Genomic DNA, 11,471 nt, shown 5'->3' on the forward strand with positions numbered 1-11,471 from the left:
ACGTTTGCAGCATGGCTGTCCTCAAAGATAACAACACTTGCAGCATAGCTGCCCTGAGAACAACAATTAGCCTGCGGGTAACAGTTGTTCTCAGGATAGTATACATCGTTCCGCAAGCTGGATAAAGCTTGCGTCATGCATCTGCTGCTAAGGGCGGGAGTACGCTTGCAGCAATGCCTCGTTGCGCTGAATCAGCTCGCGGCGGACAGCGGCGCTGCCGAGCGACCGCAGCGGATCAGGCGGCGTATTGAACGTGTAATCCTCCAGTCTGGCCAGGCTGGTTGTTGCCACGTGGATACGGGTGTCGCTGGAGGCATAGTAAATAAAGACTTCATCTAGTTCGTTGACGACTGCCCCATTGCAAAAAATCACGTTCGAGACGTCACCGACGCGTTCCTCATCATAAGGGGCGAGAAAATGCCCGCCAGGCTTGGCGATGACGCGTGAAGGGTCTTCCAGACTGGTGGCAAAGGTGTACAGGACATAGCGCAGCCCGGCGGCAGTATTGCGCACTCCATGAGCGATATGAATCCAGCCCCGGCTGGTTTTGATCGGTGCGGGGCCTTGCCCGTTCTTGGCTTCATACACCGTATGATAGCAGCGCTCGTCAATGACCGTTTCGCTCTCAATCACGGGCTTTGTAATGTCTTCGCACAGGCCGAAGGCGATGCCCCCGCCCGAGCCAGTGGAAATAAACCCGTCCTGCGGACGAGTGTAGAAGGCATATTGACCGTTCACAAATTCGGGATGCAGGACAACGTTGCGCTGCTGCGGGGACTGGGTAGTGATGTTGGGCAGCCGGGTCCATGTGCGAAGATCGCGAGTGCGGACCAGTCCGGCCTGAGCGACAGCACTGGAAGTGTCGTGGGATGGCGCGTCAGGGTCCTTTTTTTCCGAGCAATAAATGCCGTAAATCCAGCCGTCTTCATGCTTCACCAGTCGCATATCGTACATGTTCGTTTCTTCCGGGTCGATATCATCCCATACTAGTGGTGCATCTATGAATCGGAATTGGTCAATACCGTTATCGCTCTCGGCCAGGGCAAAAAACGATTTCCGATCCAGCCCCTCGGTGCGCGAAACCAGTATATATTTGCCCTCATGATAGATTGCGCCAGGGTTTAGCGCTGCATTCACGCCCAGACGCTCCATGAAAAACGGGTTCGTCTGCTCGTTCAAATCAAACCGCCAGTGCAGCGGGACGTGATGACGTGTGAGTACAGGGTAACGGTAGCGTTCGTAGATGCCATTGTAAAAGGTGGTGTTGACCTCATTCGGGCGTGTAATCAGTTCCTCTTGCTGCGCAAGCAGCTTATTGTACTGGGTATGAATCATTTCGTTCCCGTCCTTTCCAGCATTTCGATGCAAAATCGGCTGTTGTGATAAGGGCATTTCCAAGGTCCTGCAACTTCTTTTGGATCAGGTTTGCCATCCGCTTGAACGGACCAGAACCATTCACCTCCAGGTCGTGGATCTACGATATACTGCCGGGTGTAGGCCCACAAATCCCGTACAATCTGTAAAAAACGTTCGTCCTGTGTTCGTTGATACGCATTGTAAAAGCCGACGATTCCTTCTGCCTGTACCCACCAAATGCGCGAGGTGTCTACCCGATCGCCTTCCCGTTCGTTGATCAGTGAACCATCTGGCTGAACAGCACGCTCGGCTACCGCATGGGCGATATCCACCACCATGTCCACATATTCCGGGGGGTGATGCCCCAGTACGTTCATAGCTTCCTCAATCAGCCAACTGGCTTCAATGTCGTGACCATACGAGGTCAGGTCGAGCAGAGAGCGCCAGTCACTGTCGAAAAATACTCCCAACCGCCGGGCGGAAGCATCGTAAACATGACTGTATAAAATGTCCAGTACATTCGCCAGTGCATCCCGCACGCCTTCATCTGGCCATACACGAAGCAGTTGGGTATACGCTTCCAGAACATGAATATGTGTATTCATGGTGATATGCGCGGTTACTCCGTTTTCGCTGAGCAGCTCATTAGGCTGCGTGTTCCACATCCGGTCAAATTGTTCACCGTATGCCTGGCGGGTGCGATCATATCCTTTTTGCTCCAGCAGGTGAAACAGCTCCTTAGCTAGTGGCAGTGCATCAGGGTCGTCCGTTGCCCGCGCATATTCGGACAAGGCATAAATGGCGAATACCTGTGCATAGACGTGCTTGCAGGTGTCGGCAGGACGGCCCGTATGATCTGCCATCCAGTACATTCCTCCATATACCGGGTCTATCAGGTGCTCTTGCAGGAACAGGAAAGCGTGTCGTGCGGCATCCTTATAGATGCGTTCCCCGGTCACACGGGCTGCCGCCGAGAATGACCAGAGTAATCGGGCAGTAGCAATTCCACCCTTGTTCGCCTTTGTATGGATGTGCAGATCGACATCCACCTCACCATAAAATCCACCGTGCGCTTCATCCTTCAACCTTAGCCAGAACGGGAGTATATGATCCTTCCATTCCTGTCTGATCTCATGTAGCAACGTGTCCAAGAGGCAAAATCCTCCTTTGTAAATTCTATTAGGTTATCGTTAACTTTATTTAAAATCATAATCACGTATTTCAAACCTGTCAACTCTCCTGATTCATAACCGTTACCCCAAGGCTAATGGTTATGTTTCAGATCAGCTATGCTGCTATCGTTATTACTCTGGGTGGGAAGCACTGTCCAAATTATATTGCATTATGAAGCTTTTATAGCTCTGCTTATATATTCACAAAATAATAAAATTGACATAGTAAGCGTTATCATAATAAAATGATTTTGTTAGTTTAACGATAACCTTATTTAAAAAGTCGGGAGGGGTCGTTTTATGAAGTTGTCCAAGGTTTTGGTGCCGTTACTATCGGTGCTATTGTTAGCGGGGTTGTTTGCAGGGTGTGCCCCAAAAGGATCAGATACGCCAGCAGCCAGCTCTGATCCGAAGGATGTGGAGGGTGAAATCACGGTCATTACACAACGGACGGACATTGTGGATACGGTGTTTCAGGACTACGCCAAGGAATTTAACAAGCTTTATCCGAACGTGAAGGTCAATTTTCAGGCGTTAGCCGATTATGAGAGCCAAATTAAAATTCGGATGGGGACCAGGGATTACGGAGATGTTTTGCTTATTCCTACCAGTATTCCCATTGCAGAACTACCCGAATTTTTCGAACCGCTGGGCACTTATGAAGAGATGAAAAGCAAGTATACCGGCATTGAAGAACGTATGGTGGACAATAATGTCTACGGTATTCCGGTAGCAATGACGTATTCCGGTGTGATTTATAACAAAAAAGTGTTCAAGGACGCGGGAATCACGCAGCTTCCCAAAACCCCGGATCAATTTTTGAAAGCGCTACAGCAGATTAAGGACAAAACCAAGGCGGTACCACTGTTTACGAACTACGCCTCTGGATGGGCACTCACCCAGTGGGAAGCTGATTTGGCTACAGTGGCGGGTACGAAGGAATATGTGAATGTCACTCAGCCGAATACAGACGACAATTTTACGAAGGGTCAGCCTCACTATGAGCTGTATAAGATCATGTACGATGCGGCTAAAAATGGTCTGATCGAAAAAGACCCAACCACCACGGATTGGGAGACCTCCAAGGCGGATTTGGCTCAAGGGAAAATCGGTACGATGGTACTTGGCTCCTGGGCCATTGATCAGATCAAAAGCACAGCTACCAACAAGGATGATATCGGGTTTATGCCGTTTCCGACAAATGCCTCCAAGGTGCTTGTTCCGTTGGCAGGTGATTACAACCTCGGCATTAACGTAAATAGTGAAAATAAAGCAGCGGCCCGTGCCTGGGTGGACTGGTTCACCGAGAAGTCCAACTATGCTGTAGAGCAGGCGGGTAGCATCAGTCCGCTACAGGGTGCAAAATTACCTGAAATTTTGAAGCAATACGGAGATCAGGGAGTTGTCTTTGAAACGCTCACTCCTTCGCCAAAAGGACAGGAAGGGATTGTCAATAAAATCGACACAAAGGGAGAAATCGGTTTGTGGCAGCCGGACTTCAAGAAACGCATTATTGAGGCAGCGCTTGGTAACCGCCCGGAATCATATGACACCATTATGAAGGATCTGAACGACGCATGGGTGAAGGCGCGTGCCGAAGTGGCTGCGAAGGAAGCCAAATAGTCATCTGAACTGACGATTAGAAAGGATCGAAGTAGCAGTCGATGGACGGATAGCCAGGAGGTGCAGCATGTTTAAATTTTCGAATCTCAGCTACTCCAAACAAAGATTGGCGATTATTGCAGCCTTTTCATTTATTCCGCTGGCGCTGCTGATCACTTTTGCGTACTTGCCAGTGATCAATATGTTCAAATACAGCTTTTCGGACTGGAACGGCTATAGTAAGCGTCTGGAATATGTGGGCTTTGAAAACTATATCAAAATCTTTACCGACCCTGAGTATTTCTCGGTGTTTAAGGTCAGTCTGTATTACTTTGTCGCTACGTTTGTACAGATGGGGCTGGCCCTTTATTTTGCAACCATTCTCAGCTTTCAAACCTGGTTTAAAAATGTGTTTAAGGGCATTTTATTTTTCCCTTCCCTGATGAACGGGGTGGCGATTGGTTTTATTTTTTTATTCTTCTTCAAGCCGGACGGCACGCTGGATACACTGCTTCAGGCACTGGGGCTGGGCTCGTATATCAAGCTGTGGCTGGGCAACCCGGAGATTATCAACATTTCGCTGGCTGGCACGTCGATCTGGAGATACATGGGCTTTAACTTTATTGTGTTTCTCGGTGCGATTTCCTCCATATCAAGTGATCTGTATGAAGCGTCTGATATGGACGGGGCCAACCGCTGGCATCAGTTTCGGTACATTATTTTGCCGAGTATCAAGCGGATTTTGCAGCTGAATCTCATCTTGGCGATTAGCGGTGCGATCAGTGCATTCGATATTCCGTATATTATGACTGGCGGCTCCAATGGCAGTAAAACGTTCGTCATCCAAACGATTGATGTGGCGTTCAAATACAGTAAGGTTGGTCTGGCTTCTGCGATGGCGGTTATTTTGCTACTGATCGTAGTTGTGGTTACGCTGCTTCAACGTCTGCTAATTCGGGGGGAGGAGGACTAATCATGTATATGCTGAAAAGAATGCTGGCGAACAGCATCAAGTATGCCGCACTGTTGCTGGGTGCATTCGTCGCGTTGCTGCCGATTGTCGTTATTTTATTCGCTTCCTTGAAGACAAAGACTGAATATGCGGCTACCAGTCCTCTGACTCCCCCGGACAATTGGTTCAATTGGGCCAACTATGCCAAAGCCTTTGTGAACGGCAACATGCTGACCGGATTCATGAACACGGCCTTTATCCTGACCATTTCGATCATCGGAGCGACGCTGACCGGCTCTATGATCGCGTATATTTTGAATCGCTTTAAATTTAAAGGCAAAAGCCTTATGCTCGGGGCGTTCCTGCTAGCCACCCTCATTCCGGGGGTAACGACACAGGTATCGACGTTCCAGATTATCAATAAGCTGGAGCTGTTTAACACGCCTTGGGCTGCTATTTTGCTATATTTGGGCACGGATATTATTGCGGTATATATTTTTCTGCAATTTCTGGATTCCATCGCGGTGGCACTGGACGAATCGGCCATGCTGGATGGGGCCTCCTATCTGACGATCTACTGGCGCATTATCTTGCCCCTGCTCAAGCCCGCCATTGTGACGGTCATCATTATCAAGGGCGTTAATATTTACAACGATTTTTACACCCCGTTCCTGTATATGCCCAAAACAAGCCTTCAGGTCATTTCGACGGCGTTGTTCAAGTTTAAAGGGCCGTATGGCTCGCAATGGGAAGTCATCAGCGCGGGTATAATCATTGCTATTATTCCGACGTTAATTGCATTTTTGGCATTACAAAAATATATCTATAACGGATTTGCACAGGGTTCAGTGAAATAGAATAACGGTGAAATCGAAAAATCGATAAAATCAAGTGTCTCGGTGAGAGGAGAGCATATGTATGAGTAAATTGAATGTGGATTTGGATGTAGGTAACGTACGAATTGTGGGAGACAGTCTGCCGGAAATGCCGTGGCAGGATAAGCCTGAAGGCAGTGAGGCTCCGGTATGGAGACATACTGAGAATCCGGTCATTGGACGGAATCCGGTGCCGGGCATTGCCCGTATTTTCAACAGTGCAGTAGCTCCGTATGAGGGGCGGTTTGTGGGGGTGTTTCGGGCGGAAACGATTAATGGACGCCCGCATTTGCATCTAGGCTGGAGTGACGACGGGTTGGCTTGGGACATTGAAACGGAACGTTTGCATTTGGTCGATGAGGAAGGGGGCGATTACCAGCCCAATTATGCTTACGATCCGCGTCTGGTCCGAGTGGAGGACACGTATTATATCATCTGGTGTACAGATTTTTACGGTGCGGCGTTGGGGATAGCTCAAACGAAGGATTTTAAAAACTTTGTACGATTGGAAAATCCGTTCCTGCCGTTTAATCGAAACGGTGTGCTATTCCCCCGCAAACTAAACGGAAACTATGTGTTGCTATCCCGTCCGAGCGACAGCGGTCATACGCCGTTTGGTGATATTTTTCTCAGTGAAAGTCCGGATCTGGTGTATTGGGGCAAGCACCGTCATGTGATGAGCAAGGGCGGACAGGGCTGGTGGCAATCGGTGAAGATTGGCGGCGGGCCGGCTCCGATTGAGACGACCGATGGCTGGCTGATGTTCTACCACGGGGTGACGGGCACGTGTAATGGACTGGTATACAGCATGGGAGTAGTTGTTCTTGACCGGGATGAGCCGTCTAAAGTTAAATATCGTTCCTCCAATTTCGTGCTGACCCCGGAAGAGTGGTATGAGGAACGTGGCTTTGTGCCAAACGTAGTGTTCCCATGTGCTACGTTGCATGATGCGGACACCGGACGGATTGCAATTTATTATGGAGCCGCCGATACGTATGTAGGTGTCGCATACACGACAGTATCCGACATGATGAAGTATGTCATCGCAACGGATGAAGTGGTCGCAGACGACCATGAGTCGGGCCGGATGTAGGAGGGGACTCGAATGCCGGAGGATATGTCTTTACAGCAATTGCAGTCGTATACGGGCAGTAGTCCGAAGCCGCCGGATTTTGATGCGTACTGGGAACGGGCCCTACAGGAGCTGGAGTGGCAGCCGCTGGATTATACGCTGGAGCCAGCCGATTTTGTCTCTCCGCTGGTGGAGTGCTTTTATCTGTATTTTACAGGAGTAGGCGGAGCGAAGGTTCATGGAAAGCTCGTCCGACCCAAGCATTTTACAGAAAAAGGTCCAGCTTTGGCGATGTTTCACGGATATTCTTGTGACAGTGGCGACTGGTTCGATAAAGTGAGCTATGCGGCACATGGATTTACCGTGCTGGCTCTGGATTGTCGGGGGCAAGGCGGGTTATCTGAGGACAACTTGCAGGTTCGGGGAACGACGATTCGCGGGCATATCATCCGGGGAATCGACGACCCGGACCCGGATCGGCTCTATTACCGTAATGTATTTCTGGATACGGTGCAGACGGTGCGCATTCTGATGTCAATGGAGCAGGTAGACCCTGATCGAATCGGCGCATTCGGCTGCTCGCAAGGGGGAGCATTGACGGTTGCCTGTGCTGCATTGGAGCCACGTGTGCGTGTAGCCGTTCCGGTATATCCGTTCCTGTCGGACTATAAAAGAGCCTGGGCGCTGGATGCCACCACATCCGCATATGAGGAACTGGTGTATTATTTTCGCTGGTTCGATCCGAACCATGTGCGCGAGGAAGAGTTATTTCACCGATTAGGCTACATCGACATTCAACATTTGGCAGATCGTATTCGTGGTCGGGTGCTATTTGTGACGGGGCTGTCGGATACGGTTTGCCCACCCTCCACGCAGTATGCGGTGTACAATAAAATCGTATCGGACAAGGAAATTCTCCTGTATTACGAATACGGCCATGAATACTTACCGTATCTATCGGATCGCGCCATGAACGAATTTTTACAGCTTTAGGGGGTTGAACTTCGGCTTAGGCTCCTTTATAGTAATGTCTATAACCTTCGTGATGCGTGATCAATGAATGCCCCATTTGTATAACCTCAATAATATGGTTTGAGGGTCTCTACCAGGAACCGATAAATCCTGATTACAAAAAATGTGCGTCTTGTACATTTCTTGTGGTCAGGATTTTTTTGCGTATATCGAGGGATTTACATGATAGCAAAGGAGCTTGTGTAATGAACTTTAAAGTAGTTATCTTAACGATTGCGACCTTTACGGTGGGACTGGTGGAGTTAATTATCGGTGGCGTCCTGCCCCAGATTGCGCAGGATTTGAATGTCTCCGTAAGCACGGCGGGACAGCTTATTATGATCTATGCGCTCGTATATGCCATCGCCGGGCCGACTTTATTGGCGCTGACCGCCAGAATTGAACGAAAACGGCTGTATTTGTGGTCGATGTTTATTTTTATTCTGGGAAGCCTGTTGGCCTTCTGGAGCCCGAATTATGCGGTCTTGTTTATATCCCGTATCGTTACCGCCGCAAGTGGATCGTTGATCGTGACATTGTCACTGACCATTGCGGTCAAAGTGGTGTCCAAGGCTTATCAGGCCCGCGTCCTCGGAGTCATCTCTATGGGGGTTAGCTCCTCTATCGTGCTTGGCATTCCAGCCGGGGTGCTGATTGGAAATGCGTTTGGCTGGCGGGTGCTTTTCCTGATTATCGCCGTGTTGACGGTAGTTGCTATGATCGTCATGAACTTGTTTATGGAACGAATTCCGACGGAACATGTCGTGCCGATGCGTGAGCAATTGAAGTCCTTGAAAAATGTGAAGGTGATTAGTGCGCATCTGGTGACTACGCTAACATTGGCGGGTCATTACACACTGTATGCGTATTTCACTCCATTTATGGAGAACATGATGGGCTTGAACGCATCGTGGATTAGTGTAGCCTATTTTGTATTTGGACTTTCGGCTGTTGGGGGCGGTTTTATTGGCGGCTCTTTGGCGGATCGTTTTGGCACAGCTAAGAGTATTTTGATCATTGTGGGCGTATTTATCGCCGTGATGTTCTTGCTGCCATTCTCGGTTCACTCGATGTATGTATTTGCGCCGTTGCTAATCATCTGGGGAATATTGAGCTGGGCCTTGTCCCCGCCGATGCAGAGCTATCTCATCGAAAATGCCCCCGAATCAGGCAGTATTCAGCAAAGCTTCAATTTCTCCGCTCTCCAGATCGGGATTGCCCTCGGCTCAGCCTTGGGCGGTGCGGTGATTGAGAACAGTGAATCGGTTGCTACGAATGCCTGGGTGGGCGGTGCCTTTGTTATTGTCGCTTTTGTATGCGGCGTATTTTCGATTACGAGAAGCGGAGCATCGCAAACAGTTAGTGGGCATCGCCCTCTTTTATAAGGCGAGAAAACGTGCTATACTACACACAATTATGAAGAAGGAGGTGAGGTAGGTGAATCACGAGATGCTGAACAACCGTATTAGCCAGCTGCCGATTGCTATGGCTGGCATTGTGCATGCTTTTCCATTCAACGGGAGAAGTCTATCCAATTTTAATCATACGGTTGTAAACATCGCGAGAAGACGCCTACCTTAACTCGAACGGATTGCTGTATCATCCAAAGAGTCGCAGGCTACTAGCTCCTGCGGCTCTTTTTGTGTTGCGCGGGTAAGGGTCTTCCTAAATAAAGGAGAGCCTAGACATGTATATTGTGAACGGTCAACAATTGAAAAAATACCACGGTGCCAATCTGATTCTGGACGGTGCATCGTTTGATATTCATACGGGGGAAAAGGTGGGGCTCATCGGCCGCAACGGAAGCGGCAAAACCACCCTGCTACGCCTTATTGCGCGTTTATCCCGACCGGATGAAGGGCAGCTCGTCATCGCCAAGGATACGAAAATCGGCTATTTGCCGCAAATCCCGGCGGAGTTTGAACACCTGAGCGTGTACGAAACGCTGGCTTACGCCTATCGTGAGCTGAAGGATTGCCGCAATCAGATGAGCGAGCTGGAGCGTGAAATGTCCAATCCGGTAGTAGCTTCGGATGCAAATCGTTTGGAAAAGCTGCTGCAATCGTATGCCGCCTTGCAGGAACGGTTTGAGCGAAGCGGCGGCTATGAAATGGATGCGAGTATCGATCAGGTAGCCGACGGGCTGCGTATCCCCAAAGCCATGTATATGCGCAGCTTCGGTTCGCTGTCCGGCGGGGAGAAAACGAAAATTGCACTTGCGTCCCAACTGATCGGACGACCGGATCTGCTGCTGCTGGATGAACCGACCAACCACTTGGATTTAAAAGGTCTGGAATGGCTGGAGCAATTTTTACAAGGCTATACGGGCGCGTGTGTGGTTGTATCCCATGATCGATATTTTCTGGATCGCGTTGCCGTCAAGATGATTGAGCTGGAGGATGGCGAGGCGTTTACGTATTATGCAAACTACAGTGGCTACGTCAAGGAGAAGGAAGAACGGCTGCTGCTGCAGTTCGAGGACTACAAGGAACAGCAAAAGCGGATCAAGAAGATGAAAGAGGCCATTCGGCGTTTTGAAGAGTGGGGACGCAATGGGGATAACGAAAAGTTTTTTAAAAAAGCGGCTTCGATCCGTAAAGCACTGGAACGCATGGAGCTGGTTAAGCGACCTGTACTGGACCCGCAAGGGGCTGAGTTTAATTTGAGACTGGAGGACCGTTCGGGCCGTCGAGTGCTGCATTTTGAAGAAATCGCCAAAGCCTACGGAGAGCGCCAGATATTAAACGGGGCTACAGGAAGTCTGGAATTCGGGGAAAAGGTGGCTCTGTTAGGAGATAACGGTTCGGGAAAAACGACACTGCTCAAGCTGCTGCTCGGTCAGGAGAGTGCGGATGCAGGCAGGGTGCAATGGGGCGCACGCGTGGAGTATGGATATTTGGCGCAGCAGGAAAGAGAGCGGGATAGCCGTGCGACCGTGCTTGTTTACTTCAAGGAAGAAGCGGGTGTCGAGGAAGGCGAGGCGCGCGGGCTGTTGGCGAGGTATTTGTTCTACGGAGCAGATGTGTTTAAGCCTGTTAGCATGCTGTCTGGTGGTGAGTGGTCCCGCTTGCGGCTGGCGTTGCTGGTCATGAAAAAGCCGAACTTGCTGGTGCTGGATGAGCCGACCAACCATTTGGACATCGACTCACGCGAGGCGCTGGAGGAAGCGCTGGACACGTACACGGGAACCGTGCTGGCGATCTCGCACGACCGTTATTTTGTGAATAAGCTGGCTGGGCGCGTCTGGGAGCTGGAGGACGGAAAGCTGGCCACTTATCTGGGCGGCTTCGATGAATACCGGACGAAGAAGCGGGAGCTGGAACACGCCCGCTTCCTGAGCACAGGAGATGCCGGGGGGCGCACGGCATCCGGAAGCAGAGCTGCATCAGGTGGCGGCTCAGGCCTGGGCGGGGCTGCATCTGCCAGTGCAG

10 protein-coding genes and 1 riboswitch are annotated in these 11,471 nt (G+C 50.1%); of the genes, 8 read left to right on the forward strand and 2 right to left on the reverse strand.

Annotated elements, in window-relative coordinates; all coding sequences use genetic code 11:
* Positions 1-147: 147 nt before the first annotated feature.
* Both L696_RS0112405 and L696_RS0112410 read right to left on the reverse strand, forming a co-directional pair.
* On the reverse strand, positions 148-1,335 hold the full coding sequence (locus L696_RS0112405; RefSeq protein WP_025683913.1) for a glycoside hydrolase family 130 protein: 1,188 nt from the start codon (positions 1,333-1,335) through the stop codon (positions 148-150).
* Complete coding sequence (locus tag L696_RS0112410) at positions 1,332-2,507, reverse strand: AGE family epimerase/isomerase (protein WP_025683914.1); 1,176 nt, start codon at positions 2,505-2,507, stop codon at positions 1,332-1,334. Before L696_RS0112410 ends, L696_RS0112405 begins: the two co-directional genes overlap by 4 nt.
* Before the next feature lie 321 nt (positions 2,508-2,828).
* Between L696_RS0112410 and L696_RS0112415 the strand changes: the two genes are divergently transcribed.
* From L696_RS0112415 to abc-f, 8 genes are all read left to right on the forward strand, one after another.
* On the forward strand, positions 2,829-4,151 hold the full coding sequence (locus L696_RS0112415) for an ABC transporter substrate-binding protein (RefSeq protein WP_025683915.1): 1,323 nt from the start codon (positions 2,829-2,831) through the stop codon (positions 4,149-4,151).
* 67 nt (positions 4,152-4,218) lie between these two features.
* The gene (locus L696_RS0112420; protein ID WP_025683916.1) at positions 4,219-5,103 is read left to right on the forward strand and encodes a carbohydrate ABC transporter permease; all 885 of its coding nucleotides are present in this window, start codon (positions 4,219-4,221) and stop codon (positions 5,101-5,103) included.
* 2 nt (positions 5,104-5,105) lie between these two features.
* On the forward strand, positions 5,106-5,939 hold the full coding sequence (locus L696_RS0112425; RefSeq protein ID WP_025683917.1) for a carbohydrate ABC transporter permease: 834 nt from the start codon (positions 5,106-5,108) through the stop codon (positions 5,937-5,939).
* Between the two features lie 61 nt (positions 5,940-6,000).
* Positions 6,001-7,050 carry a glycoside hydrolase family 130 protein gene (locus L696_RS0112430; protein WP_025683918.1) on the forward strand — a complete coding sequence of 350 codons (1,050 nt, stop codon included), beginning with the start codon at positions 6,001-6,003 and terminating at the stop codon, positions 7,048-7,050.
* Between the two features lie 12 nt (positions 7,051-7,062).
* Positions 7,063-8,022 carry an acetylxylan esterase gene (locus L696_RS0112435; RefSeq protein ID WP_025683919.1) on the forward strand — a complete coding sequence of 320 codons (960 nt, stop codon included), beginning with the start codon at positions 7,063-7,065 and terminating at the stop codon, positions 8,020-8,022.
* 56 nt (positions 8,023-8,078) lie between these two features.
* A riboswitch (purine riboswitch) is annotated at positions 8,079-8,178 on the forward strand.
* Between the two features lie 68 nt (positions 8,179-8,246).
* Positions 8,247-9,425, forward strand: coding sequence for an MFS transporter (locus L696_RS0112440; RefSeq protein ID WP_025683920.1), 1,179 nt, complete (start codon positions 8,247-8,249; stop codon positions 9,423-9,425).
* Between the two features lie 52 nt (positions 9,426-9,477).
* On the forward strand, positions 9,478-9,621 hold the full coding sequence (locus L696_RS31190) for an RAxF-45 family protein (protein WP_162833912.1): 144 nt from the start codon (positions 9,478-9,480) through the stop codon (positions 9,619-9,621).
* A gap of 106 nt (positions 9,622-9,727) precedes the next feature.
* On the forward strand, positions 9,728-11,471 hold a 1,744-nt coding region (gene abc-f / locus L696_RS0112450; protein WP_025683921.1), incomplete at its 3' end, for a ribosomal protection-like ABC-F family protein.

The sequence above is a fragment of the Paenibacillus maysiensis genome, assembly GCF_000520815.1.
Taxonomy (GTDB): Bacteria; Bacillota; Bacilli; order Paenibacillales; family Paenibacillaceae; genus Paenibacillus; species Paenibacillus maysiensis.

Bases quoted from the DNA above. Each gene is read 5' to 3' on its own strand.
- L696_RS0112435 (WP_025683919.1), top strand. From the start codon at position 7,063: ATGCCGGAGGATATGTCTTTACAGCAATTGCAGTCGTATACGGGCAGT.
- L696_RS0112420 (WP_025683916.1), top strand. From the start codon at position 4,219: ATGTTTAAATTTTCGAATCTCAGCTACTCCAAACAAAGATTGGCGATT.
- L696_RS0112430 (WP_025683918.1), top strand. From the start codon at position 6,001: ATGAGTAAATTGAATGTGGATTTGGATGTAGGTAACGTACGAATTGTG.
- L696_RS0112405 (WP_025683913.1), bottom strand. From the start codon at position 1,335: ATGATTCATACCCAGTACAATAAGCTGCTTGCGCAGCAAGAGGAACTG.
- L696_RS0112425 (WP_025683917.1), top strand. From the start codon at position 5,106: ATGTATATGCTGAAAAGAATGCTGGCGAACAGCATCAAGTATGCCGCA.
- L696_RS0112440 (WP_025683920.1), top strand. From the start codon at position 8,247: ATGAACTTTAAAGTAGTTATCTTAACGATTGCGACCTTTACGGTGGGA.
- L696_RS0112415 (WP_025683915.1), top strand. From the start codon at position 2,829: ATGAAGTTGTCCAAGGTTTTGGTGCCGTTACTATCGGTGCTATTGTTA.